Annotated in this window: 15 protein-coding genes and 4 pseudogenes; 4 read left to right on the top strand and 15 right to left on the bottom strand. The window is 71.1% G+C overall.

From position 1 onward, the window contains the following. Positions 1–136 precede the first annotated feature (136 nt). Positions 137–394 (top strand): mycoredoxin, encoded by a 258-nt coding sequence (locus tag KWI83_RS36540; RefSeq protein WP_218518679.1) that lies wholly within the window; start codon positions 137–139, stop codon positions 392–394. A 70-nt stretch (positions 395–464) separates the two neighbouring features. On the opposite strand, the pseudogene KWI83_RS36545 reads toward KWI83_RS36540, so the two are convergent. The 6 genes and pseudogenes from KWI83_RS36545 to KWI83_RS36570 form a co-directional block, all read right to left on the bottom strand. Beyond that, positions 465–1,306 (bottom strand): annotated as a pseudogene (locus KWI83_RS36545) (M55 family metallopeptidase). A gap of 82 nt (positions 1,307–1,388) precedes the next feature. Continuing rightward, on the bottom strand, positions 1,389–2,333 hold the full coding sequence (nudC, locus tag KWI83_RS36550) for an NAD(+) diphosphatase (RefSeq protein WP_218518680.1): 945 nt from the start codon (positions 2,331–2,333) through the stop codon (positions 1,389–1,391). Between the two features lie 148 nt (positions 2,334–2,481). Next, on the bottom strand, positions 2,482–3,885 hold the full coding sequence (locus tag KWI83_RS36555; RefSeq protein ID WP_218518681.1) for a dipeptidase: 1,404 nt from the start codon (positions 3,883–3,885) through the stop codon (positions 2,482–2,484). A 10-nt stretch (positions 3,886–3,895) separates the two neighbouring features. Continuing rightward, complete coding sequence (locus tag KWI83_RS36560) at positions 3,896–7,411, bottom strand: ATP-dependent DNA helicase (RefSeq protein WP_218518682.1); 3,516 nt, start codon at positions 7,409–7,411, stop codon at positions 3,896–3,898. 91 nt (positions 7,412–7,502) lie between these two features. Continuing rightward, a complete protein-coding gene (locus tag KWI83_RS36565) occupies positions 7,503–10,898 on the bottom strand; it encodes an ATP-dependent DNA helicase (protein ID WP_218518683.1) in 3,396 nt (1,131 codons plus the stop codon). Between the two features lie 257 nt (positions 10,899–11,155). Then, the gene (locus tag KWI83_RS36570) at positions 11,156–11,542 is read right to left on the bottom strand and encodes an MGMT family protein (protein WP_218518684.1); all 387 of its coding nucleotides are present in this window, start codon (positions 11,540–11,542) and stop codon (positions 11,156–11,158) included. A 186-nt stretch (positions 11,543–11,728) separates the two neighbouring features. Here KWI83_RS36570 and KWI83_RS36575 point away from each other — a divergent pair, with 186 nt between their 5' ends. The 3 genes from KWI83_RS36575 (at position 11,729) to KWI83_RS36585 (ending at position 18,013) form a co-directional block, all read left to right on the top strand. Next, complete coding sequence (locus KWI83_RS36575) at positions 11,729–14,470, top strand: lysylphosphatidylglycerol synthase transmembrane domain-containing protein (RefSeq protein ID WP_218518685.1); 2,742 nt, start codon at positions 11,729–11,731, stop codon at positions 14,468–14,470. 312 nt (positions 14,471–14,782) lie between these two features. After that, positions 14,783–16,327, top strand: a complete 1,545-nt coding sequence (locus KWI83_RS36580) for an alpha/beta hydrolase (RefSeq protein ID WP_218518686.1) — start codon at positions 14,783–14,785, stop codon at positions 16,325–16,327. 138 nt (positions 16,328–16,465) lie between these two features. Then, a complete protein-coding gene (locus KWI83_RS36585) occupies positions 16,466–18,013 on the top strand; it encodes an alpha/beta hydrolase (protein ID WP_218518687.1) in 1,548 nt (515 codons plus the stop codon). A gap of 121 nt (positions 18,014–18,134) precedes the next feature. On the opposite strand, the pseudogene KWI83_RS36590 reads toward KWI83_RS36585, so the two are convergent. The 9 genes and pseudogenes from KWI83_RS36590 to KWI83_RS36630 form a co-directional block, all read right to left on the bottom strand. Continuing rightward, a pseudogene (locus KWI83_RS36590) lies at positions 18,135–19,369 on the bottom strand (tyrosine-type recombinase/integrase). After that, positions 19,369–19,566 (bottom strand): AlpA family transcriptional regulator, encoded by a 198-nt coding sequence (locus tag KWI83_RS36595; RefSeq protein ID WP_218518688.1) that lies wholly within the window; start codon positions 19,564–19,566, stop codon positions 19,369–19,371. Before KWI83_RS36595 ends, KWI83_RS36590 begins: the two are co-directional and overlap by 1 nt. A 2-nt stretch (positions 19,567–19,568) precedes the next feature. Then, positions 19,569–20,945 carry a replication initiator protein RepSA gene (gene repSA, locus KWI83_RS36600; RefSeq protein ID WP_218518689.1) on the bottom strand — a complete coding sequence of 459 codons (1,377 nt, stop codon included), beginning with the start codon at positions 20,943–20,945 and terminating at the stop codon, positions 19,569–19,571. A 146-nt stretch (positions 20,946–21,091) separates the two neighbouring features. Next, positions 21,092–22,432: pseudogene (locus KWI83_RS36605) on the bottom strand (FtsK/SpoIIIE domain-containing protein); the annotation flags it as partial. A 2-nt stretch (positions 22,433–22,434) separates the two neighbouring features. Then, positions 22,435–22,790: pseudogene (locus KWI83_RS36610) on the bottom strand (hypothetical protein). Between the two features lie 181 nt (positions 22,791–22,971). Then, positions 22,972–23,793 (bottom strand): protein phosphatase 2C domain-containing protein, encoded by an 822-nt coding sequence (locus KWI83_RS36615; RefSeq protein WP_218518690.1) that lies wholly within the window; start codon positions 23,791–23,793, stop codon positions 22,972–22,974. Then, positions 23,790–24,641, bottom strand: coding sequence for a sigma factor-like helix-turn-helix DNA-binding protein (locus KWI83_RS36620; RefSeq protein WP_218518691.1), 852 nt, complete (start codon positions 24,639–24,641; stop codon positions 23,790–23,792). Before KWI83_RS36620 ends, KWI83_RS36615 begins: the two co-directional genes overlap by 4 nt. Positions 24,642–24,816: 175 nt before the next feature. Continuing rightward, the gene (locus tag KWI83_RS36625; protein ID WP_218518692.1) at positions 24,817–25,212 is read right to left on the bottom strand and encodes an ATP-binding protein; all 396 of its coding nucleotides are present in this window, start codon (positions 25,210–25,212) and stop codon (positions 24,817–24,819) included. 91 nt (positions 25,213–25,303) lie between these two features. Further along, the gene (locus KWI83_RS36630; RefSeq protein ID WP_218518693.1) at positions 25,304–26,155 is read right to left on the bottom strand and encodes a helix-turn-helix transcriptional regulator; all 852 of its coding nucleotides are present in this window, start codon (positions 26,153–26,155) and stop codon (positions 25,304–25,306) included. Positions 26,156–26,509: the final 354 nt, after the last annotated feature.

Below are 26,509 nucleotides of genomic sequence, written 5' to 3' on the forward strand. Positions count from 1 at the left end.
CTAATGCGACAGGGGTCACGTCTTCAGCCCCGCAGGCGGCACGTCGCCCACATACCCCCCTCGGGAATGGCGCCGACATCGCGTACGTTCCCTGACTGCGACCACTTCCCCGACCCGCCGAAGGAGCGCGAGAGACATGCCGGGCACTGTGACGATGTACAGCACCACGTGGTGCGGCTACTGCCGTCGGCTGAAGAGCCAGCTCGACCGCGAGGGCATCGCGTACAACGAGATCAACATCGAGCAGGACCCGGAGTCCGCCGCGTTCGTGGAGAAGGCGAACGGCGGGAACCAGACGGTGCCGACCGTGCGGATCGTGCCCGTCGCGGGTGGCGAGGAGGTCGTCATGACCAACCCGAGCCTGGCCCAGGTGAAGCAGGCGCTCAGCGCCTGACGTGCGGATGGCCCTCGCTGGACAGTCTCCGGCGAGGGCTTTTTTACGTCATCTTTTTGCGTCGCGTCCCTCAGCAGTACGGCTGCTGATCGGTCACCGAGGACGCCACCCGCATGAAGATCCCGAAGAGCCGGAACAGCTGAGGAACGGGCCCGGTCACCAGGACCGTGCGCGAGTCCCGCAGCGTGACTCCGGGGATCGCCTCCAGCTGGGCGGCGACCGTGGCCGACTGCCAGCGCACCGCCAGGGTCGCCGGGGACTCGTCACGGGACGGCGGCCGGGGCCGGTAGGCAGCGCGGCTCACGCCCTACCGGCGGCGGCCTCCTCGATCGCCCTGCGGGCCTCGGCGGCGGGCCGCAGCCGGGCGCTGAAGCGGTCCCGGGCGTACTTCACGGGCGCCGTTACGACCCCGGCGTCCCAGGCCGTCATCTCCTCGCAGGCGACGTCGTCGCCGGACAGCATCACCACCGGCACACCCAGTGCGGTGGCGGTGGCGTGCGCGAACCCGATCTCGCCCATGGACCGGTCGTCCAGCCACATGTCCTCGATCTCGTGTCCCATGTAGCTGTGGCTGAGGACGCCGAGGGCGCCCGCGCGCGAGTGGTAGCCGACGCACATCACCGCGTCGAAGTCCGGGTCCAGGTCTTCGAGCATGCCCATCCGCTTGGGCTTGCCCCTGACCAGTTCCGCTTCGGGATGCAACTGGTCCACGCACAGGTTGCGCATGGTGCTGTGCGCGTCGTTGACCAGGACCCTGGTGGCGCCGGCCGCGAGCGCACCGCGGACGGCCGCGTTCACGTCCTCGGTCATCATCGCCCGGCCGTGCTGGTAGTCCTGGCCGCCTGCCTGTACGTCCTGGGCGGCCACCAGTCCGGTGACGCCCTCCATGTCAGCGCTGATGTACACCTGCACGCCCGCTCCCCCCCTTCCGGCCCCTCGCCACCGAGAGCCCGTTGATCACCACGCCCGCAGGGCAGGCCCGCTCGTGCCCCTGTCAGATCGCGCTGCGCGTCGGCAGCGGCTTGCCGTACCAGATCTCGATCAGCCGGGTGGCGATGGAGATGCCGTACGGCGGCATGACCTCGCCGGAGTCGAAGGCGGCGCGCAGTTCATCGCGGGAGAACCAGCGGGCCTCGTGGATCTCGTCGCCGTCGACGTCGATCTCGGTGGAGGTGGCGCGGGCCATGAAGCCGAGCATGAGGCTGGACGGGAACGGCCAGGGCTGGCTGGCGACGTACTCGACCTGGCCGACGCTGATACCGGCCTCCTCGCGGACCTCGCGGCGTACCGACTGCTCGATGGACTCGCCGGGTTCGACGAAGCCGGCCAGCGTGGAGAAGCGCCCCTCGGGCCAGTGGACCTGGCGGCCGAGCAGGATGCGGTCGTCCTCGTCGGTGACCGCCATGATCACGGCGGGGTCGGTGCGCGGGTAGTGCTCGGCGCCGCAGGCGGGGCAGCGGCGGATGTGCCCGGCCGCCGCGATCACGGTGCGTTCGCCGCAGCGGGAGCAGAAGCGGTGGGTGCGCTGCCAGTTCTCCAGGCCGACCGCGTGCACCATCAGGCCCGCGTCGCGCGGCGACAGCAGCAGGCCCGCCTCGCGCAGGCCCGCCGGGCGCGCGGACTGGTCCATGCGGCCGGGCAGCGCGTCCTTCTGCAGCGCGAAGTAGCTGACGCCGTCCTCGTCGATGCCCAGGAAGTAGCGGTGCGCCTCGGTGAGCGGGGCTTCGAAGGACGGGCTCATGACGAGTTCGGTACGTCCGTCGGGCGTCTCGTCGATGAGGACCTGGCCGCCGGAGACCACGAAGCAGCGGGTCGTGGGGTGGCTCCATGCCGCCGCGAGCCAGGCCTCGTCGAGCCGGTGGTGCGCGGCACGGTCGATGCCGCTGGGGGCGGTGAGCGAGATGGGTCGGTCGGCGGTGTGGTCGGTCCAGGTGGTCACGGGTGCTTCCAACTCCCCCGGTGTAACGGTTGATTCGGCGGCGGTTCAGCGGGACGTACGGCAGGAGGCGACCGGGTCCGGCGGGGCTGCGTGGTGTGGGCGGCCCCTCCAGTGTGCCCCGCGCGGGGCATCCCCTCGGCCGGGGCGGTCAGGGTGCACGGCGCCAGTGCTCGGCGAGGTCGTCCCAGAGGTACGCGGTGGTCTCGGCGCCCTTGAGGAGCAGGTCGAGCTCGACCTTCTCGTTCGGGGCGTGCCAGCCGTCGGAGGGAACGGAGATGCCCAGGAAGAGGACGGGTGCGCCGAGGACTTCCTGGAGGTCGGCGGCCGGTCCGGAGCCGCCCTCGCGCGTGTAACGGACCGGTTGGCCGAAGGCGCGGCTCATCGCGCGGACGACGGACTGCAGCGCGGGGTGGTCCAGCGGCGTCAGACACGGGCGCGTGGCCGTCGAGAAGGCGATCTCGTGCCGGATCCCTTCGGGCAGCTGGTCGGCGGCCCAGGCGCGGACGACCTGTTCGATGTGCTGCGGGTCCTGGCCTGCGACCAGGCGGAAGGACAGCTTCACCATCGCCGAGGACGGAATGATCGTCTTGCTGCCCGGGCCCTGGTAGCCGCCGCCGATGCCGTTGACCTCGGCGGTGGGGCGGGCCCAGACGCGCTCCAGGGTGGTGTATCCGGCCTCGCCCTGGGTGGCGTACGACTTGGCGGTGCGCAGCCACTGCCGCTCGTCGAAGGGCAGCTCGGCGAAGAGCGCGCGCTCGCGGTCGGTGAGGTCGACGACACCGTCGTGGAAGCCGGGGATCGCCACGCGCGCGTGCTCGTCGTGCAGGGCGGCGACGAGGCGGGCGGCGGCGGTCGCCGGGTTGGGTACGGCGCCGCCGAAGGAGCCGGAGTGGATGTCCTGGTCGGGGCCGTACAGCCGGATCTCGCACTCGGCGAGGCCGCGCATGCCCGTGCACACCGTGGGGGTGTCCTCGGACCACATGCCGGTGTCGGAGACGATCACCGCGTCGGCGGCGAGCCGCCCGGCGTGCTCCTCGACGAGGGCCCGGAAGTACGGGGACCCGGACTCCTCCTCGCCCTCGATCAGCAGCTTGAGGCTGACGGCCGGGGTGGTGCGGCCGGTGGCGGCGAGGTGGGCGCGGACACCGAGGGTGTGGAAGAACACCTGGCCCTTGTCGTCGGCCGCCCCGCGCGCGTAGAGGCGGTTTCCCCGGATGACGGGCTCGAAGGGGTGGGTGTCCCAGCCGTCCTCGCGTGCGGCGGGCTGCACGTCGTGGTGGCCGTAGACAAGGACCGTGGGTGCCTGCGGGTCGTCCGAGGGCCACTCGGCGTAGACCGCGGGGGCGCCCGGTGTCTGCCAGACCTCGGCGGTCGGGAAACCCGTCTCCTTGAGCCTGCTCGCGAGCCAGTCGGCGCTGCGCCGCACGTCGGGGGCGTGCTGGGGCTGGGCGGACACCGACGGGATGCGCAGCCACTCGGCGAGGTCGTCGAGGAAGGCGGCGCGGTGCCGGTCGATGTACGTGCGGACGGCGCTGTCCGGGGTCTGGCTCATGCTCACGAGCCTATCGGCCCGCACTGACACCCTGTTCGTGCGGTTCGTCACCGTACGGCTCGTCCAGCAGCAGCCGTTCCAGCGCGGCCCGGTCCGGGAGGTCGTCGGGCCGTACGACCTCGCCCGTGCGCACGTACACGAACGCGGCCGTGACCGATTCCAGGGGCACGCCCTGCTGCTCGGCCCAGGCGAGCCGGTACACGGCGAGCTGGAGGGCGTCGGCGGTCCGGCCGCGACCGGTCTTCCAGTCGACGATCTCGTACGTCGTCCCCTCGCCGTCCCCGCCCCGGTAGACGGCGTCGATACGGCCCCGTACCACGCGGCCGGCGATGGCCAGCTGGAAGGGAGCCTCGACGCGGTAGGGCGTGCGGTGGGCGTACTCGGTGCGTTCGAAGGCCTCCTTCAGTGCCTCAAGATCACGTTCGTCGGCGATCTCGGCTTCGCTGCCCGGCAGCTCCTCCGGCTCCAGCATGGGCAGCGTCAGCTCCTCGAAACGGGCCTCCACCCAGGCGTGGAAGCGCGTGCCCCGGCGGGCCGCGGGCTGCGGCGGGCGTGGCATGGGGCGGGCCAGCTCCTGAGCGAAGCCGTCCGGGTCGGCGGCCAGGCGCAGCAGCTGGGACGCGGTCAGCGACGGCGGCAGCGGAACCTCCGTGACGGACTCCCGCGCGCGGAGCAGCTCGCCGGTCAGCGCGTCGAGGTCGCGGTCCCAGGAGGCGATGGTGCGGGCCTCCTCGGGGGTGAGGGCGCTTGGCTCGGGCAGCGGGGGGTGCGGTCGGGTGCCCTGCGGTGCGCCGAGGTCCGGGGGCGTCGCCTGGTGCGGGACGGTCGGGCGGGGCGCGTGTGCGGACCCATGGGCGTCCGTGTCCGTCGGCCGGTGTGTGTCCCAGGAGTCCCAGTCGGCCGGGTCCTCTTCTTGGTGGGCGTGCTCCTCGTAGGGGACTTCATCGTCCGGTGGTGCGGGCCAGTTCGGGTCGTCGTGCGTGTCGGGGTCGTGTACGGCGGCGGGGTGGCCGGTGTCCTCGGTGGCGAGGGCGTCGAGGTGGGCCAGGACCGTCTCGGCCGCCGCCCGGCGCCGGGCCAGGGCGTCGCTGTCCAGGGGCAGCGGCCACTGCTGGTCGGCGGTCGCCTCGTGGAGGGCCGGGTTCTCCTCGTCCTCGGCGGGTTCGTCCGCCCACGCCTCGATCTCGCCGTGACCGGCGGCGCAGTGCTCGTAGAGGGCCAGGAGGAAGTCGGAGGGGCCGCGGGGCTTCTTCTGAGTGGGGCCCCACCAGTGGCCGGAGCCGAGGAGGAGGGAGCGGGGGCGGGTGAAGGTCACGTAGCCGAGGCGGAGTTCCTCGATGTGCTGGTGGTCCTTCATGGCCTCGTGGAAGGCCTTCAGGCCGCGCGCGTCCCACGTCTGGATGTCGGGCAGTGTGTCGGCGTCGCCGCGCAGTGCGTGCGGGAGCACCTTGGCCTGGGCGGTCCACTTCTCGCGGCCCTGGCTGCTGGGGAACGTCCCGGTGACGAGGCCGGGGACGGCGACGACGTCCCACTCCAGGCCCTTGGACTTGTGCGCGGTGAGCACCTTGACGGTGTTCTCGCCGCCCGGCAGCGCGTTGTCGAGGCCCTTCTCGTACTGGGCGGCGGTGCGCAGAAAGCCCAGGAAGGCGAGCAGACTGGCCTCGCTCTCGTTGGCGGCGAAGGCGGCGGCGATGTCCAGGAAGTTGGACAGGGTCTCCCGGCGGCGGGCGGCCAGGGCGTGCGGGGACGCCGACAGTTCGACCTCCAGGCCGGTGACGGCGAGGACACGGTGCAGGACGTCCATGAGCGGGTCGGACAGAGAGCGGCGCAGGTCACGGAGTTCGGCGGCGAGGCGGGCGAACCGCACGCGCGCGTCCGGCGAGAACGGCAGCCCGTCGTCGTCCCCGCCGCCCTCCAGCGGGGTCTCCAGGAACGTGTCCAGGGCGTCGGCGAGCGAGATCACCTCGGCCGGGTCGACCCCCTCGACCGCCTCGGCCAGCCTGCGGTCGGGATCGTCGTCCCCCTCCACGCGCGCGTGCGACACGAGCAGCCGGGCGCGTCGTCCCAGGAGGGCGAGGTCGCGTGGGCCGATGCGCCAGCGCGGGCCGGTCAGCAGACGGACCAGGGAGGCGTTGGCGCCCGGGTCCTGGAGCACCTCGCAGACGGCGACCAGGTCGGCCACCTCGGGCAGGTGCAGCAGCCCGGAGAGGCCGACGACCTCCACGGGGATGTCGCGGGCGACGAGGGCGCCCTGGATCTCGGCGAAGTCGCTCGCCGTACGGCACAGGACGGCGATCTCGCCCGGCTCCTTGCCGGTGCCGACGAGATGGGCGATGGAGTCGGCGATCCAGTCGATCTCCTCGGCGTGGGTGCGCAGCAGGGCGCAGCGGACCATGCCGTCGCGTTCGGCGCCGGGGGCCGGGCGGAGGGCCTCCACGCCCGCGTGCATGGCGCGCAGCGGCCCGGCGAGGCCGTTGGCGAGGTCGAGGAGGCGGCCGCCGCTGCGGCGGTTCTGGCTGAGCGCCTGGCGCTCGGCCTTGGTGCCGTCGGGGTGTGCGAAGTGCTCGGGGAAGTCGTCGAGGTTGGCGACGGAGGCGCCGCGCCAGCCGTAGATGGCCTGGCAGGGGTCGCCGACAGCGGTCACCGGGTGGCCGGTGCCGCCGCCGAACAGGCCGGACAGGAGGACGCGTTGGGCGACGGATGTGTCCTGGTACTCGTCGAGGAGGACCACGCGGAACTCGTCGCGCAGGATGCGGCCGACCTCCGGGAGCCCCGCGAGCTGTGCGGCGAGGGCGATCTGGTCGCCGAAGTCCAGCAGGTCCCGTTCGCGCTTGGCGGCCCGGTAACGCAGGACCAGTTCGGTGAGTTCCCGGCGGGTGGCGGCGGTGTCGGGCACCTTGCGCAGGTCGGCGTTGGTGAGCTTGGCGCCCTGCAGCGTGCGCAGCAGTTCGGCGTCCCACGCGCGCAGGCTTTCGGGGCGTACGAGGTGTTCGGCGAGCTCGGCGTCGAGGGCGAGGAGGTCGCTGACCAGATCCGGGAAGGAGCGGGTCAACGCCGGGTAGGGCCCTGGGGCTTCGCGCAGCACACGCGCGGCGAGCTGGTAGCGGGTGGCGTCGGCGAGCAGGCGGGAGGTCGGTTCGAGTCCGATGCGCAGGCCGTGGTCGGTCAGCAGGCGGCCCGCGAAGGCGTGGTACGTGGAGATCACCGGCTCGCCGGGCGGATGGTCCGGATCGATGACGTCCGGGTCCGTGACGCCCGCCTTGACGAGCGCCTTGCGAACCCGCTCGGCGAGTTCACCGGCGGCCTTGTTGGTGAAGGTGAGGCCGAGCACCTGTTCGGGCGCGACCTGGCCGGTGCCGACCAGCCACACCACGCGTGCCGCCATCACCGTCGTCTTGCCGGACCCGGCTCCGGCCACGATCACCTGCGGGGCGGGCGGCGCGGTGATGCAGGCCGTCTGCTCCGGGGTGAACGGAATCCCGAGAAGCTCCTTGAGCTGCTCGGGATCGGTGATACGTGCGGACACCTTTCAGAGGCTAGCGGCGGGCACTGACAACGGATGCCCGAGCGTCCGCCGGGGCAAGAGAAGCGCAGGTCAGTCCATGTGGTGCCGTACGTCACTCGACCACATGGCGTCCCTCGGGGCGCGCGCTGCACGACGCCCGGAACGCGCAGTGCGTGCAGTGCTGGCCGGTCGTCGGCGTGAAGCGTTCGTCGAGCACCTTGCCCGCCGCCGTGGCCAGCAGCTCACCGACCCACTCCCCCTCCAGGGGCTCTTGGGCCTGCACCTTGGGCAGTGTCTCGCCGCCGTCCCGTTGGGCGGCGCCCTGACGGAGCTGCACCAGTTCGGCGCCGCCCGGCTCGGGGCGCACGCCGTCGAACGCCTCGTCCACGGCACCTTCACGAACGGCCAGCTGATACACGGCCAGCTGGGGGTGGCGGGCCACCTCGGCGGCGCTGGGCGCCTGCTTGCCGGTCTTGAAGTCGACGACGTACGCGCGTCCCTCGCCGTCCGCCTCGACGCGGTCCATGGAGCCGCGGATGCGCACCTCGTAGTCGCCCGCGTCGAGGGTGACGTCGAAGTCGTGCTCGCTCGCCACCGGCGTACGCCCCGTGCGGTCCATCACATGCCACTTGAGGAAGCGTTCGAGCGCCACGCGCGCGTGCTGCTTCTCCTGCGCCGACTTCCACGGGGCGTCGAAGGCGAGCGCGTCCCACACCGAGTCGAGGCGCTCCATGAGGACGTCGAGGTCGGCGGGGGTGCGCCCGGACGCGACCTCGTCGGCGAGGACGTGCACCACGTTGCCGAAGCCCTGCGCGGCGGTGGCGGGCGCGTCGGCCTTCACCTCACGGCCGAGGAACCACTGCAGGGCGCAGGTGTGGGCGAGCTGGTCCAGGGCGCTGCCCGAGAGCACGACGGGCTGGTCGCGGTTGCGCAGCGGCACCTTGGACTCGGTCGGCTCGAACATGCCCCACCAGCGGTACGGGTGCGCGGACGGGACCAGTGGGCGGCCGTCCTCGTCGGCGAGCGCGGCGAGCCGGGCCAGCCGGCGGGCGGCGGCCTCCCTGAGCGCGTCGGACGCGCGCGGGTCGACGGTCGTGGCGCGCAGTTCGGCCACGAGCGCGGCGACGGACAGCGGGCGGCGCGGACGGCCGGTGACGTCCCTGGGTTCGACGCCGAGCTCGGTCAGGAAGCGGGAGGGCTGGTCGCCGTCGTCGGCGGGCGCCTTCACCGCGGTGACGACGAGGCGTTCACGCGCGCGCGTGGTGGCGACGTAGAACAGGCGGCGCTCCTCGGCGAGGAGTGCTCCCGGGGTGAGCGGTTCTGCGAGCCCGTCACGGCCGATGCGGTCGGCCTCCAGGAGGGAGCCGCGGCGGCGCAGGTCCGGCCACAGGCCCTCCTGGACGCCCGCCACGACGACCAGGCGCCACTGAAGTCCCTTGGATCGGTGCGCGGTCATCAGGCGTACGGCGTCGGGCCGTACGGCGCGTCCGGCGAGGGTGTCGGCGGCGATGTCCTCGGCCTGCAGCTCCTCAAGGAAGTTGAGTGCGCCGCGGCCGCCGGTGCGCTCCTCCGCGCGGGCCGCGGTCGCGAACAGGGCGCACACGGCGTCCAGGTCGCGGTCCGCGTTGCGTCCGGCGGCGCCGCCACGGCGGGCGGCCCGCTCCAGACGCGCGGGCCACGGCGTGCCCTCCCACAGGTCCCACAGCGCCTCCTCGGCCGTACCACCGCCCGCGAGCCGCTCACGCGCCTTCTGCAGCAACGCGCCGAGGCGCTGAGCACCGCGCGCGTACGCCGGGTCGTGCGCCACCAGACGCTCGGGTTCGGCGAGCGCCCGCGCGAGCAGCTCGTCCGACGGGGGCGGCACGGGGTTGCCGGCCGCCCGCTCCTCCTCCCGCAGCGCCCGCCCGAGCCTGCGCAGGTCGGCCGCGTCCATACCGGCGAGGGGTGAGGCGAGGAGGGTGAGGGCGGTCTCGGTGTCGAGCCAGCACGCGCCCTGCTCGGACCCTTCGGAGGTATTCCCCTTTTCGACCGGTACGCCCGTACCAGAGGCCTGAGTCGGTACGTCCGCGGACTCCTCCCCGGTCGATCCGGCATCGGCTTGGTTGCGCCCCTCCACTTCCGCCTCGGCCACCGCTCGCAGTGCCGTCAGCAGCGGTGCCACCGCGGGCTCGTGGCGCAGCGGCACGTCGTCGCCGTCGATGTCGAGGGGCACTCCGGCGGCCGTGAGGGCGCGGCGGACGGTCGGGATGGTGCGGGATCCGGCGCGTACCAGGACCGCCATCTCGCCCCACGGGACGCCGTCCTCCAGATGGGCCCGGCGCAGGATGTCGGCGATGTTGTCCAGCTCGGTGCCGGGCGTCGGGTACGTGTAGACCTCGACGCGGCCGCCGTCCCGTGTGGGGGTCAGCTCGCGATGGACGCGGACCTTGTCGGCCGGGAGCCGGGTGAGCGGCATGCGCTGGGTCAGCAGCCGGGTCGCGGCCAGCAGGGCGGCGGAGGAGCGGCGGGAGGTCCGCAGGACCTCGACGGGGGCCGGGCGGCCGTCCGCGCGCGGGAAGGCGCCTGGGAAGTCGAGGATGCCGTTCACGTCCGCGCCCCGGAAGGCGTAGATCGACTGGTCGGGGTCGCCGAAGGCGACGAGGGTGCGGCCGCCGCCGGCCAGGGCGTGCAGCAGCCGTACCTGGGCGGGGTCGGTGTCCTGGTACTCGTCCACGAACACGGCGTCGTACCGTGCGGCCAGCTGCGCCGCGATCTCGGGGCGGCGGGCGAGGAGCACGGCGCGGTGGACCAGTTCGGCGTAGTCGAGCACGCCCTGCAGGTCGAGGACGTCGAGGTACTCGGCGAGGAACGCGGCCGCCGCGCGCCAGTCGGGGCGACCGATGCGGCGGGCGAAGGCGTCCAGGGCGTGCGGGTCCAGGCCGAGTTCGCGGCTGCGGGCGAGCACCGCGCGGACCTCGTCGGCGAAGCCGCGGGTGGTCAGACAGGCGCGCAGCTCGTCGGGCCAGCGCACGTGCGCGAGGCCGAGCCGCTCCAGGTCGGGCTGGCCCGCGAGCAGCTCACGGACGGCGACGTCCTGCTCGGGGCCGGACAGCAGCCGCAGCGGCTCGACGAACAGGTCGCTGTCCTGGTGGGCGCGGACCAGGGCGTAGCAGTACGAGTGGAAGGTGGTCGCCTGGGGCGCGCGCGCCGCCCCTATGCGCAGCGCCATACGGTCGCGCAGTTCGACGGCCGCCTTGCGGCTGAACGTCAGCACCAGGATCCGCTCGGGGGCCCCTCCGCGCGCGATGCGGGCCGCGACGGACTCCACCAGGGTGGTGGTCTTGCCGGTTCCCGGGCCGGCGAGCACGAGCAGCGGACCGGCCTCGTGGTCAACCACCGCGCGCTGTGCCGCGTCCAGACGAGGGGGATCCAAACGGGCCGGTGGAGTACGCACCAGTCGGTAAGCGCCACGGTTCCCCTGTCGCACCGGGCGGTGCGACAGGCGCCTGATGGAGGAAGAGGAGCTCACGTGGTTGGCCGGTCCTGGTGGGTGTGCTGGTGGGCCGACCGCCCTGCGTGGACGGCGGTGGCCGGGAGATGAAGGGGACACGTGCAGCCGACGCTACGCCGACGGGCTGGCCGGAAGCATGGCTTCCGCTTCTTCCCGTACGGCTCACAGGACGCGCATGTCCCTTGCACCACGAACGTACGTCATGCCACGGATGTGCCCTGTTTCCCCCGTACGGATCACAGGTCACCCGCGGAGGCGTCCAATGGCGGAAGCTGTCAGGTGTGAGCCTCCGCGCGTTCGCCGCCGTCCCACCGCGCGCGTCTCATGTCGAGGCGCGGCAGGTGGCCCTCGGCTGCCCGGGTCGCCTCCTTCAGGGGCGTGCCCTCCGCACGGTAGTGGCCGAGCGCCTCCAGCTCGTGCCCCGGGAGCAGGACACCGTCCGCGCGCACGACACGCCACCACGGAACGGCACCCCCGTAGAGGGCCATCACCCGGCCGACCTGGCGCGGGCCGCCCGCCTGCAGCCACTCGGCGACGTCGCCGTACGTCATGACCCGCCCGGCCGGGATCAGTTCGGCGACTTCCAGGACCCGCTCGGCGTACTCCGGCAGGTCCTGCGTGTACTCCGGGCGGGCGTCCTCAGGAAGGCTGTCCTCGCTCATTCGCCCCATCCTGCCGCACGCCTCCGACAACGCGACGCGCTCGCCACTGTGCGTAACCCTCGCCCTGGGGCAGCGCTTCGGGCAGACTGTGCGCCCCCGCATTTGCACCCTGATGCCCCCGTGTGTCGGTGGAGCATGCCACCATCGTGCGGGCGGTGACTGGTGATCCGAGACCAAGAAGAGACGATGAAGCAGCAGGGCGTGCACCCCGAGGACGCGGAGAGCACCCCTGATGCCTCGTCGCGCCCGCACACCACCGACGCGGACGAGGCGCGGATGAAGGGGGCCGAGGAGCCGGCCGGGCGGGGCACCGGCAACGAGTCCGGCGAGTCCCACACCGACGAGGTCGCGGGCGACGAGCCGCTCCTCCCCGCGCGCGTGCACCGCCCCTCCGACCTGATGCGGCTCCTGGTGGGCGTGCTCGCCATCGCCGTGCTGCTCGCCATCGCCGCGTTCGCGCACGGCACCACCTCGGGGCTCGAACAGGACATCAACAAGGGCACCGGACAGGCGCCCGATCTGCTCATCAAGATCGCGGGGCTGGCGTCCAGCATCGCGATCCTGCTGGTGCCGGTCGCGTTCGCGATCGAGCGGCTGATCAAGCGGGACGGGCTGCGCATCGCCGACGGCGTGCTCGCCGCCGTCCTCGCCCACGGGGTGACGCTCGCCACCGACCTGTGGGTCGCCCGGGCCGCCCCCGACTCGATCCAGGGGGCGCTCACCCAGCCCTCCCCCGGTGACATCAACGCCCTGACCGACCCGGTGCACGGCTACCTGGCCCCGGTCATCGCGTACATGACGGCCGTCGGCATGTCCCGCAGACCCCGCTGGCGCGCGGTGCTGTGGATCGTGCTGCTCCTCGACGCCTTCTCGATGCTCGTCACCGGCTACACGACGCCGTTCTCGATCATCCTGACGGTACTGATCGGCTGGACCGTGGCCTACGGCACGCTGTACGCGGTCGGCTCGCCCAACGTCCGCCCGACGGGCCGGACGCTGATGGCGGGCCTGCGGACCGTCGGCTTCCACCCGGTGAGCGCGGCCCGCCAGGACACCCTGGACGCCGCGGACGTAGGCGACCGCGGCCGGCGCTACTTCGTCGCCCTGGAGAACGGCCCGCCGCTGGACGTCACGGTCGTCGACCGGGAGCAGCAGGCGCAGGGCTTCTTCTACCGGGTGTGGCGCAACCTGGCCCTGCGCGGCTTCGCCACCCGGCGCAGCCTCCAGTCGCTGCGGCAGGCCCTGGAGCAGGAGGCGCTGCTGGCGTACGCGGCGATCGCGGCGGGCGCCAACGCACCCAAGTTGATCGCCACCTCCGAACTCGGCCCCGACGCCGTGATGCTCGTCTACGAGCACACCGGCGGCAGCACCCTCGACTCGTTGCCGGACGAGGAGATCACCGACGAACTGCTGCGCAACACCTGGCACCAGGTGCGGGCGTTGCAGTCCCGGCGCATCGCGCACCGCAGGCTGGCGGGTGACGCGATTCTGGTGGATCGTTCCGGCACGGTGATCCTCACCGACCTGCGCGGCGGCGAGATCGCGGCCGGTGATCTGTTGCTGCGCATGGATGTCGCGCAGCTGATGACGACGCTCGCCCTGCGGGTGGGCGCCGAGCGCGCGGTGGCCTCCGCCGTCGAGGTGCTCGGCCCCGACGCGGTGGCCGACTGTCTGCCGATGCTCCAGCCCATCGCGCTGACGCGCACCACGCGCGCGACGCTGCGGCGGCTGGCGCGGGAGCGGGCGGACCGCGAGCGCGAAGCGGTGCTGGAGGCGTCCCGGCAGGCCAAGCTGGCCCGTCTGGAGGCGGCCGGGGGCGACACCGCGGTCGCACTCGAAAAGCTCGACAAGAAAGCCGTACGCGCGCAGAACAGGGCCGAGAAAAGGGCCATCGACGAGGCTCTGGATGAGGCGCGCGAGGAGGATCTGCTCACGCAGATCCGGCACGAGGTGCTGCGGATCCGGCCGCAGGCGCCGGTCGAACCGGCCCGCCTGGAGCGGGTGCGGCCGCGCACGCTGATCAGCTTCATCGCCGGCGCGATCGGCGCGTACTTCCTGCTGACCCAGCTCACGCACATCGAGTTCGGCCCGCTGGTGGCCAACGCCGAGTGGGGCTGGGTCATCGCCGCCGTGCTGTTCTCGGCGCTGAGCTATGTGGCCGCCGCGATGGCGCTGCTGGGCTTCGTGCCCGAGCGGGTGCCCTTCCCGCGGACCGTGGCGGCGCAGGTCGCCGGGTCGTTCGTGAAGATCGTGGCGCCGGCCGCGGTGGGCGGTGTCGCGCTCAACACGCGCTTCCTGCAGCGCTCGGGCGTGCGGCCCGGGCTCGCGGTGGCCAGCGTCGGCGCGTCGCAGCTTTTCGGGCTCGGCGCCCACATCCTGATGCTGCTGGCGTTCGGCTATCTGACCGGTATCGAGAAGACCCCGTCCCTGTCGCCGTCCCGGACGGTCATCGCGGGTCTGCTGACGGTGGCGGTGCTGGTGCTCGTGGTGACCTCGGTGCCGTTCCTGCGGAAGTTCGTCTCCACGCGCGTGCGGTCGCTGTTCGCGGGTGTCGTGCCGCGCATGCTCGACATGCTGCAGCGGCCCCAGAAGCTGATCACCGGTATCGGCGGGATGCTGCTGCTCACCGCCTGCTTCGTGATGTGCCTGGACGCCTCGATCCGTGCGTTCGGCGACGAGACGACCTCGATCAGCCTCGCCAGCGTGGCCGTGGTCTTCCTCGCGGGCAACGCGCTCGGCTCGGCCGCCCCGACGCCGGGCGGTGTGGGCGCCGTCGAGGCGACCCTGACCGTCGGTCTGATCGCCGTCGGCCTGCCCAGCGAGGTCGCCGCCCCGGCCGTACTGCTGTACCGGCTGCTGACGCTGTGGCTGCCGGTGCTGCCCGGCTGGCTGGCGTTCAACCATCTGACGCGCAAGGGCGCGCTGTAGGGCATCGCGGTGTGGGCGAGGCGTGGGCCCCGCACGCGCGTGTGCGCTGCGGGGCGCCTTTACGCGCGCGTCCCGTGCCCGGCCCTCTCTACGCGCGCGTCCCCTGCCCGGCATCCCTGCGCGGGCGCGCCACCCCGCACGGCGCCTGTCCGCGCGCGTGGCGACGACCCCGGCGAAACCTGCACGCGCGCGTACCCCGGGTGGGACACACGCACCCGCGCGTACCCATGCCCCGCAGGCCACACCAGGCGCACCTACCTCGTACGGCCCGTGTCCCGAGCGCCTTGGCGCATGCAGGCGCAGGATGGATGCATGCCGAGTCCTTCCCGACTGCGCGCCGCAGCCCTGACTGTCGCCGCCGTGCTGCTGTCGACCGTCCTGGCGGGGTGCGGCGACGATTCCACGGACGAGGACCTGACGGCCCAGAAGCTGAGCTGGAAGGACTGCCCGCCGCCCTCCCAGGCCCAGGGCGGCGGCGACGCCCCCTCTCCCCTGCCGGGCGGCGCCGAGTGGCAGTGCGCGAGCATGAAGGCGCCCCTCGACTGGGACGACCCCAAGGGCGACACCATCGACATCGCGCTGATCCGGGCGAGGGCGAGCGGCGAGGCGAACGAGCGCATCGGCTCGCTGATCTTCAACTTCGGCGGGCCCGGCGGCTCGGGCGTCACCACGCTCCCCGCGTTCGGCGCGGACTACGACACGCTGCGCACCCGCTACGACCTGGTGAGCTTCGACCCGCGCGGGGTCGGCCGCAGCGCCGGAGTGTGGTGCCAGAACGACCAGCAGCTCGACGCCTACTTCCAGCAGGACGCCACCCCCGACGACGCCGGTGAGCGCACCGAGTACGTCGACAACGTCAAGGAGTTCAACGCGGCCTGCGAGAAGAACTCCGAGAAGATGCTGCCGCATGTGCGCACCACGGACGCGGCCCGTGACATGGATCTGATGCGCCAGGTGCTCGGCGACGACAAGCTGCACTACTTCGGCATCTCCTACGGCACCGAACTGGGCGGCGTCTACGCACACCTGTTCCCCAAGAACGTGGGCCGGGCGGTGTTCGACGCGGTCGTCGACCCCACGAAGAACCCCGAACAGGGCTCGCTCGGGCAGGCCAAGGGCTTCCAGCTCGCCCTCGACAACTACGCGCAGCACTGCGTCTCGCAGGTGGAGGACTGCCCCGTCGGGGACAGCGCGCAGGACGTCAAGAACCGCATCGCCAAACTGCTCAGGGACCTGGACCGCAAGCCGATCCCCGGCATCTTCCCCCGCGAGCTGACCCAGACCGCCGCCACCAGCGGCATCGCCCAGGCGCTGTACTCCCAGGACTTCTGGGAGTACCTCACCGAGGGCCTTGAACAGGCGTACGACGGGGACGGCCAGATCCTGCTGCTGCTGTCGGACTCGATGAACGGCCGCAACCCGAACGGCGAGTACAGCAACCTCGCCGCGGCCAACGTCTCCATCAACTGCGCCGACGACAAGCCGCGGTACACCACCGAGTACGTGCAACGGAAGCTGCCCGAGTTCCGCGCCGCCTCGCCGCTGTTCGGGGAACTCCTGGCCTGGAGCATGATCAGCTGCACCGACTGGGCGGTGCCCGGCGCCGCCGACCATCCGGACGTCAGCGCGCCCGGTTCGGCGCCGATCCTCGTCGTGGGCAACACGGGCGATCCGGCCACGCCGTACGAGGGGGCGCGCAGGATGGTCCAGGCGCTGGGCAAGGGGGTCGGCGTGGAGCTGACGTACAAAGGGCAGGGGCATGGCGCGTACGACAGCAAGAACACGTGCGTGCAGGCAGCGGTGAACGGCTATCTCCTGGACGGGCGGATTCCGGCGGCCGGGACGGTCTGCTCCTGACGTGAGCCCGATCCCGCGATGAAACCGCAGGTCAGAAGGTTATCCACAGGCTCCGACGGGTTCGGCTTGATCGGCCTACCATGGCGGGACAGCTGTTCGCGATCGAGCGCGGACAGCCTGACAGGGGGGATGGGGACCATGGCACGCTTCGTACGGTGGACGGCGCTGACCGTCGCCGCCGGACTACTGGCGTCGGGGTGCGGCGGCTCGTCCGACGACTCGTCGTACAACGGCAAGGGGACGTCCGCCCCGCCTTCATCCGCGCCGTCCGGCGGGTCCGCGTCGGGGCTGCCGTCGTCTCTCACCGATCAGAAACCCGACTGGGGTGACTGCGAGGCCACCGACGACGCCCCTGCGCCGGGGGAGGAGTGGCGGTGCGCGACGCTCAAGGTGCCGCTGGACTGGGCGAAACCGGAGGGCAGGACGATCGACCTGGCCCTGATTCGCTCCGAGACCGACGGGGACGACCGCATCGGCTCGCTGCTGTTCAATTTCGGCGGCCCCGGCGGCTCGGGGGTGTCGACACTTCCGGCGTACGCCTCCACCGTCTCGGTGCTCCATGAGCGGTACGACCTGGTGAGCTGGGATCCGCGCGGAGTGGGCGCAAGCGAGGGCATCCGCTGCCGCAGCGACAAGGAGATCGAGGCCGCCGAGGCGGTGGACATCAGCCCGGACACATCGGCCGAGGAGACGGCGTACTTCCGGGACGCCGCCGACTTCGGCGAGGGCTGCGAGAAGTCCACCGGGAAGCTCATGGCTCATGTGTCGACCGCCGACACCGCCCGAGACATGGACCTGATGCGGCACGTCCTCGGCGACTCCAGGATGCACTACTTCGGCATCTCCTACGGCACCGAACTCGGCGGCGTCTACGCCCATCTGTTCCCGAAGAACGTGGGGCGGCTGGTCCTGGACGCCGTAGTCGACCCGAGCGCCGACGCGGTGGGCCACGCCAAGAACCAGACGCTGGGCTTCCAGCGCGCGCTCAACGACTACCTGAAGTCGACCGGCCAGGACCCGGAGCAGGGCTCCCGGAAGATCGCGGACCTGCTGCGGCGGATCGACGCGGAGCCGCTGCCGACGTCGAGCGAGCGGAAGCTGACGCAGACCCTCGCCTTCACCGGCATCATCCTGCCGCTGTACAGCAAGTCGAGCTGGCCCACGCTCACCAGCGCCCTGGAGGCCGCCGAACAGGGCGACGGCTCCGCGCTGCTGGCGCTCGCCGACGGCTACAACGAGCGTGACGCCTCGGGCCACTACACCACGACCACCCACTCGCAACGGGTCATATCGTGCTTGGACGACAAGCAGCGGCCCACGCCCGAGGAGGCGAAGGAGCTGCTGCCGGAATTCGAGAAGATCTCGCCGGTGTTCGGTCCGTTCCTCGGCTGGGACACGGCGGGCTGGTGCCACGAGTGGCCGGTGGCCGGGCAGTTCGACACCCCGGAGGTGAGCGCCCCGGGCGCGGCGCCGATCCTCGTGGTGGGCAACACCGGCGACCCGGCGACACCGTACGAGGGTGCCCGCAGGATGGCGGACGAGCTGGGCAAGGGCGTCGGCGTGATGCTCACCTGGAAGGGCGACGGACACGGCGCCTACGGGAGTGGGAGCGACTGCGTCGACTCGACGGTCAACGCCTACGTGCTGAACGGCACGGTGCCGAAGGACGGCAAGGTCTGCTCATGACACCGGCGGGAACTCCGCGCACCCGTGGTACGCTAAGCCCCCGCCGGACGGGAAGCAGGGCCGAATCAGTAGACCGGCAAGTCAGGCCGCATACGGCGTGACCTGCGCGTTTCCTGCGTGCTCACCCCTCCTGGGCCGTCGTGGGGCCGTCATCGGTACCCGGGCCGTCCGCGAAGGCACGGTTCACTGCCTCCCGGGTCCGCTTCTCACTGCTGGGCATCAGGTGCGTGTACGTGCGCAGCGTGAAGCCCGGATCATGGTGTCCCAGGTACTCGGACAGAGCTTTGATGCTCTCCCCTGCGTCCAGCAGGACGGACGCGTAGAAGTGCCTCAGCGCGTGCATTCCGCTCGCCCGGCCGCGAGGGACGCCTGCCGCATCGAGAGCCGGCCGCCAGGCCCCGCGGTTGAAGTCGTTGCGGTTCACTGGGTGTCCCTTGCCGCTGTGGAAGAGCACGGATGCCGTGACCGGCGCCCCGTCGACCGCTCGCCACGGCAGCGTCACGGGGACGGGCAGGTGCTGGCTGATGTGCTCCTCTACTGACCGAGCGACGCTTTCGGGTAGCGGCACTGTGCGTGTCTTGGCCCCCTTGGGCGGTGCGAACACCGGGCGGTTGCGGATGAGCTTGACCTGCCGGACCACGTGGACCACTCCCTCGATGAAGTCCACGTCCTCGACCGCCAGTCCCAGCACCTCGCCCTGACGCAGGCCGCATCCACCAGCCAGATCCACCATGGCCCGGTACTGCTCCGGTAGTGCCGAGCGGACCGCGAGCACGCGCTCACGCGGCCAGGGAACGATCCGGCGAGGGTCGAGCTTCGGCGCACGCACGGACGACGAACGGCAGGGGTTCTCGGGGATCAAGCGATCACCGACGGCCGCCGTGAGCATGGTGGAGAGATTCGCGAAGATCACGCGCTGGTAGGCGGGCGCGACTCCCGCATCCTGCAACTTGCGCAGCCACTCACGGATGTGCGTCGGCCGGAGCGAGCCCAGCGTGGACTGCCCAGGTATGGGAGGACGTGCAGACGGATGCGTTGCTCGGTGCCCACGAAGGTGCCGGGATCCATGGTGAGCGACGCCAGCCAACGCTCGGCGTGCTGCCGAACAGTGAGGCGACCAGCTTGCGGGTCGATGTACTGCCCGCGCGTCATGTCCGCCTCGATCTGCGCAAGCCACTGCTCAGCGAGCCGCTTCTGACGGTCGGGAAAGCTCTTGGACTTCTCGGTGCCGTCGGGACCGATGTAGCGGGCGCGGTAGCGCAGTCCGACGCCGTGCCGCTCGGTCTTGACCTTGACGGCCTTGCCATTGGGTCCAGGCTCGGTCTTGTACCAGCGGTCTTGAACATGCCCAGCCATCAGGCAGCCTCCCCAAGCTGGGAGTCCACCCAGGCGCGGACGTCGTCCGGGTCGAAGCGCAGGTGCCGGCCGACTCGGAAGCCGTGGGGACCGGTGCGCTTGCGCCGCCACTGGTAGACCGTCTCAACGCTGGGAAGCTCGAACATCTCGACCAGGTCCTCAGGGGTCAGGAACCGGTTCGGCAGCTCTGAGGCCATGGTCAGCACTCCCTTTCGTCGGCGAGTTGGTCACGTATGGCTTCACGGGCGGTTTCGCGGTTGAGCTGGAGGTCGCGGGCGATGGTGGCGGCGAGGACGGATTCGCCGGGGGTGTGGCCGTGTCCGGCGTACTGCCAGTCGGCCAGGACCAGGACGGTGTCCGGCTCGACGTCCTCCAGGCCGAGCGCGGCGTGTTCCTGGGCTGCGCGGAAGTCGGCGCGCGCCTGGCGGAGGGTGCCGAGGGTGGTGGAGTAGCGGCGGGACTTGGAGGAGAAGTGCCCCCGAAAGCCGAGCATGTGAGCCCAGGCCCACAGGCGCCGGTCGGGGTACAGCGGATCGAGCTGCTTGCAGGCCTCGATCAGGCGGCGGGTGTGGTCGGGGACCTGGTGGCGGTCGAGCTCGGAGAGTTCACCGATGCGGCGGTCGAGGGTGCCAGTGTTCTCGGCAGCCTTGGTGGCGTACTTGGCGACGTAGGAGGCCACGGCCTGTTCCGTGATCTCGGAGCCGTCGCCGAAGGCCTTCACTGGCCGTACGTCGAGCTGGGTGCCCCAGCGGAAGGTACGGGTCGGTTGGTCCTCGGCGGCCGGGACGGAGACCGACGTGCAGGAGTGCGCGGTAGCTGCACGGATCGAGTCGGCTAGGAGGCCGACCGTCGCCCAGGACGGCGGCGGGGTGTCCGGTCCGTCGGGGCCGTCGATGCGGATCACGGCGTGGAAGTGCACGGCGCCCCGCTTCTGGAACTCGGCAACCTTGCCGTAGGAGAGCCGGGCGCACTCCTTCAGCTCCCGTTGCGTCAGGCCCGCGCGGGCGGCGATCTCGCGGCGGAGCCGGTTGGTGAAGCGCTGCCAGAGCTGCCCGGCGTGGTTGTTGAAGAGGACAGCGCCCGCATAGTCGTACGTGGCCGGGTCAAGGGCGGTGCCCAGGGCGGGGTCATCGGCCGCGTGGCGGGTGCCGCAGCGGCAGACGCCTCGGTCGGGCCGGTTGTGGACCGGGCCGAAGGAGGGGGCGGTGAGGGTGGCGAAGACGCGGGGGTGGTCGCGGACGGTCGCGGGGATGTCGCGGCGGTCATCTCCGGCGAGGCCTGCGCGGATGAGGTGGTAGGTGTCGCCCGCGTAGGTCCAGGCGCAGGCCGGGCAGCGGGAGGCGCGGCGGTTGCCGCAGGCGACGCGGAGGCGTCCGCCCGGCTCGTTCTCCGTTGAGTAGCGGTGCAGGGTCTCGCCGGTGGTCTTGTCCTTGTGGACCACCCAGCCGCGCAGGTGGATCGGGTCGGCGCAGCCACCCGTGCGCTTGATCTGGTCTTCCCAGCGGGTGTAGTCGGGAGCCGAAGCCACCCTCAGCAGATCGCCGAGGGTGGTCGGGTCGAGCAGCAGGTTAGGCACCGGCACCCTCCCGGACACGGCGGGCGGGAACGGTGCCCAGGCCCTTGCAGGCCGGGCAGTCGACAGTGAGCGTGGGCAGGTGTCCGCGCCGGTCGCCGCCGCCGATGGTGATGGCGGCGGAGGCGAAGCCGTCGCAGTTCGGGCAGAGCTGTCTTGGTCAGCGACACCCGGGCCGAAGGCAGCGCGGCAGCCGCGGGCCGGAAGGCCGCCAGGGCGGGCAGCTCGGGTGTGCGGTCGGCGTGCTTGTTGCAGATGTTCACGGCCTGGCGCAGCGAGGTGTGCGGGGCGCGGATGCGGTGCCAGCCACCGGTGGAGTCCCCGGCGATGGCCACCCCGCGCATCTCGGCCGGTATCTGGATCGCGGCCAGGACAGCGTCCGGGGAGATGTCCCCAAAGGCCATGTTCGCGGAGGTCTCGTCATTGACGCGGTGCGCGGTCCGGCCGGTGAGCTGGGCACGGAGCATGGTGATGCCCTTGCCGAGTTCGGAGCCGAAGCGCTGCCCGCAGATCTCCAGGTAGATCCCCGCCGCACGGCCGAGCTGGGCCAGGCGGACCAGGGCGGTGGTGATCCGGTCCCGGCGCTTCTCCTCCTCCTTGCTGGCGAACAGGGCGAGTTCAGCGACCTCGTCGACCAGGACCACCACCGGCACCGGGCGCACATCTTCGGGCAGGTCCCAGATGTCGGCGGCGATCTCCGCATCCGGAACCGCCACGCTGATGCGCTGCTCGGCCCGGATGAGCTGGTACACCTCCTCCATGTGGGCCACCAGTGCCTCCAGTAGCTCCAGGGCGGTGTCCGGGTTGTCGGCGAGGGCGGAGAACCGGCGGGCCAGCGGGAACAGCTCAACGCCTTGCTTGCAGTCGATGCCGACCAGGGCGACGTCCATCGGGGCGAGTCCGGCGACGAGGTTGCGTTGGTAGACGGACTTGCCGGACTCCGTCGCGCCGAGGGTCAGGCCGTGCGGGACGGCGCGGTAGTCGCGGTAGTGCACCGAGCCGTCTTCCCGCAGCGCGACCGGAACCCGCATCGGAGCCCGGTCGAGCTTGGCGGGCATCTGCACCCGCTTGAGCACGTCGTAGCCGGTCATCCGTACTTCGATGACGCCGGAGCGGACCTCACGGGAGGTCACCCCGTACATGCCGAAGGAGTGGCGCAGCCGGTCGGTGGCGGACGAGACGTCGAAGGCGTCCTGTCCGGCGCGGAGTTTGAGCCGCAGCACCAGCCCGGTCCGCGTCGGGCGTATCCGCAGGATGCGCGGCGGACGGGACTCAGGCACCGGACGGTTCGTCACCCGGGCCAAGGCCAGGCGCCAGCGCGAAGGCGGCATCGTCAGACCGCAGGCGTCCATGACCGAGCCGTAGCGGACCAGGACCCGCAGGATGGCAAGCGTGACCCCGAAGGTCAGCCAGTACCAGGCGGGGCGCCGCCACCGCAGGAGACCCGCAGCGGCGACGACCACCACCACAGCGACCATGAACCACGTCATGATCAAGCCGCCTTGGACGCCGAGCCCGTAGCCGCCAGCGAGGTCACGGCAACCGCTCGGAAGGCGATGCCGTGCCGCTTCTGGCCGTTGAACTCGTTCTCCCACGGCCGGGCGATCAGACCCGTCAGGGCGACGGGCGTGCCCATGGCCAGGTCACCGGAGATACCGGTCTCCGGGACGGTGATGGACAGGATCTCGACCTCGTCGTTGGCCGCGGACATCACGTCCACGGTCATCAGCTTCGCGTTGGTCTCAGCGTCGAGCGCGATCTCGCCCGTACGGCGGTCCTTACCTTGGGTTGCGGGGCCTTGGCCACCATCACGGTGGCAGCGGAGGTGTCGACGGGAATGACACGCATTGTGTGAACCTCACTGGTTGGCGGCGCCTGACGTCGGCACCGATCCGACTTGGATACCCCCCTAGACAACACAGGGAGCAACCACCCAATCGTCTAGGGGGGTTGACGCCAACCGTAACCCGATGGGCCATCAACTGTCTAGGGGGTAGACGACTTGACGCCGGGCGAGGCGCAACAAGGCCTACAAGAGAGACCAATGAAGGACGGTGGCGTCATCCTGCGTCTTGCCGCGCGGCCACCGCCGGCCGTCCGGGTCCCCAGCTTCCGCTTCTCGCACCCGGCGGATCAGTTCGTTCGGCCCGGAGGCGTTGAGAAGGCTCACCACGCCTGCCCAGTCGGCGAGTTGGAAGCGGTCGACGAGTCGCGTGGCTCCGTCGCTCAGCAGTGTCACCGACGTCAGCGAGTCCAGCGGCACCGTGCCGGTCAGCGCGTGTTCTGCCGCCCGTGGTTCGGGACCGGCGATCCAGAAGCCATCCGGCCGGTTACGCAGGCCCGTCAGCGCATCGCGGTACTCGGCCAGCGCGGCGGCGTGTTCGGGCGATCCGGTCGGCAACTCGTCCATTCGACCGCGAAGTTGCTTGCCCACCTTGTCCAGGCGGCGATCGGTGACGACGGCCGATCCCCCGTCGCGTTGGGCGAGCAGGAGCGACGAGTCGCCAAGGACGAGGTACTCCAGAACCCCATCGCCCACCCGAACAGCCACAACCGTGCTGGTCGGACTGGCCCGATAGGCCAAGTCACAGTTGTCACCATGCAAGGACCGGACCTCATCGATGGAGTGGGCGAGGCAGTCGACGAGCGACCGGGCGGGATGCGCCGTGATCCTGCGGAGCAGGAAGGCACCCAGCGTTCCGGAGAACCAGGCCACACCGTGAACGCATCCAGTCTCCGCGCCCGCAACACCGGCACCATCGAGAAGGACGGCCGCGCCGGGTGCGGCGGCGGCGAAGTCCTCGTTTTCCTTGCCTCTTTTGGACGGCAGGGAGCCGAGAGCGACCCTCACGCCTCGGTCTCCTCGTCGTGGCGGTAGAGCGGGCAGACCAGTTCGACGGACTGCGGCTCACTGGTCTCCGGGTCGTATTCGACGCCCACCAGCATAGAGAACGCGTGCTGACCGACCTGCCCCCACAGCGCGTTCAGGTCGGACGCGAGCAACTGGGCGACGCCGAGGGAGCCTTGCGTGTGGATACCGGCGATGGCGAGCAACGAGCCGTTGCCGTCAGGCCGAGGCAGCCTGCCGAGATACCCGACGTCGTACGACCGAGCCGGGTCGCTGTCCTGCCCGGACCTGTGCACGGTGCCGGTCCTCCGGTCAACAACCGTCCACGGTCCGTCATCCGCACGTTCCCAACGCAACACCGGATCCTGAGCGTACGTATCCCACATGTCCTGAGACATGCGCGGGCCGCAGACCACGATCAGGCCGTCACGGTTGAGGTCAATCTCCCCGCTCACAGGAACGTGTTCCGAGGTGACGTCGAGACCGTACGTGCGCGCCAGGTCTTCCAGACGCTTACCGGAACTCACGTCGTCCACGGCCACGACCGTGCGCCCGCGTTCGTCGTCACGCCGCAGCGGTGTGGCGACGATGACGGATCCCGTGCCCAGGAAGGCGCCTTCGGGGGCCGGGCCGGTGTGCCGGATCTGATGAATCCGTCCGCGGCTCAGCCCGGCTTTCTCCGCGATCTGGGCATAGGAAAGCCCCTGCGCATGCAGGTCCTGAACCACGCGCCGGCGAAGCCGGGCCAGCTCGGTCACCTCTTGCTGCGCATCGGCCAACCGGGTGGTGACCTCACGCAGAAGCAGGTACGGATCGTTGATCGCCATGATCCGCTGCAACTCTTCCGACATGACCTCTCCTCCCAGATCCTCCCAGGAGTCTAGGCCCCTAGACGGAATGGGCGGGAGTCGGCGGCCGGAGTGAGCGTCGATCACGTAGAAACCGGACCTGCGCCCAGGCACTCCTCGAGGGCTCACCCGCCACCGCCTGCATAGCGACCGGGAAGCCGCGTCAGGGGGAAGCGGGTCACACCCCCTCCCGCGCCAGATCGGCCCACACGGCACACCCCTGCGGGTAGGCCTTCACCCCCCAGTCCTTGGCGCAGGCCGCAACAAGCAGCAGTCCCCGACCACCCTCCTCCTGGCTGGTCACGTCGCACATCTGCGGCGTCCGGTCGCCGCCCTGGTCGACCACTTCGACGCGCACACGATCCGCGCCGAAGTCGACGACCACGAGGAACCAGCCGCCGACCGCGCCGCTCAGGGTGTGCCGCACGGCGTTGGCAGCGAGCTCCCCGACGACCAGGACAGCGTCATCGACGCCACCCCCCTGCTCTCGCTGGAGTAAGGCAGCGACGAAGTGACGAGCTTCCGCCACTTGCTCCGGGAGTCCAGGGAAGGCACGGCACCACTTGGTGAGCACAGGACACTCCTCGTCTAGAGGGCTAGACAGCACGAGGAGCAGAGTATTCCTATGCGCGGCAGCCATCTAGGCATCTTGAGGAATTATTCCTCTAGCGGGTGATGTCGTCCGCCAGGTCGCGAAACTGCTTCATCACATGCAACAGCAGTTCGCGGACTTCATCGCCGAAGACCGCAGCCCGCTCGAAGAGCCCGAACGTCTCCTCGTACGAGGCGACTTCATCGGCGTCGGCCGAGACCCGCTCATCGTGGAACGCTTCCACCACGACAGCCGCCCCGTCGCACAGCGTGAAGCCGTGCCGAGGCATGACCGGCATCGGCCGATCCCACGGTATGACACCGAGCCGCACCGTACTCAGACTCTCGACAGCCAGAAGCCGATCGAGCTGCGCAAGCATCAGCGACGGAGTCCCCGGCCACGTCCGCAACACGGCCTCCGTCAGGACGAACACCGACTCCCGCCCGGGCTGGTACAAGACACTCTGCCGCCCAACACGAGCAGCGACAGCACGACCGACCGCCTCAGGAGTCGAGTGCGGTGCGCTTTGGAAGACGTGCCGGGCGTACTCCGCACTCTGAAGCATGGCCGGCAGAACCACACACTGGAACGAGCGCACCAACCGTGCACTGCGGACCGCCTCATCCAGGGCCGCCCCCTCAGGAGCGGAACCGCCCGAGTCCCGGCCAGAGGCAACCGCCGCCTCCACGGCCGCCAACAGCTCCCGCACCTCACGCGCCGCCAACTCATCGAGCTCCAGGGCACGGCACAGCCTGTCGAGCACATCGAGGCTCGGAACCATCCGCCCGTTCTCCACCTTGGACACGGTTGGTTGCCCCACACCGGCACGCTGGGCCAACGCGGCACCCGTCAGACCTGCACCCGCCCGCAGAGCCCGAAGACGGAGCCCAAGCTCCCTCATCCGATCTTGCCGCTCACTCCCCATATCCAGGGTTCTACACCACGCGGCACCGCATGCCGGGGCTGGAGCCACAGCACCTACCAACTGGGACCGAAGTGCCAAGCATCTCCCGGGACCGGACACGGACGCGCTCCGCTGTGCGGTAAGACTTTCCCTACTTCATCAAGGCCCGCGCACGGCGCGGGCGCGCGCCGCCTCGACGGCGCGGCCTGCCTCCTGCCTTCGTCCCGGCTGGCCGCGCCCGGCGGCGCGCTACGTGCATGCGGGCAGAGAAGGAGAAACCCTCTGTGGCTGGGGCCGGTCGGCTCCACGGCTTTAGCCTGACTTTAGCCAGCCACTTTGGCGCGAGCCTCTAAGATCATGGCCCAAGATCGGGCA

It is taken from the genome of Streptomyces sp. TRM70350, from assembly GCF_019219825.1.
In the GTDB taxonomy this organism is placed as follows: Bacteria; Actinomycetota; Actinomycetes; order Streptomycetales; family Streptomycetaceae; genus Streptomyces.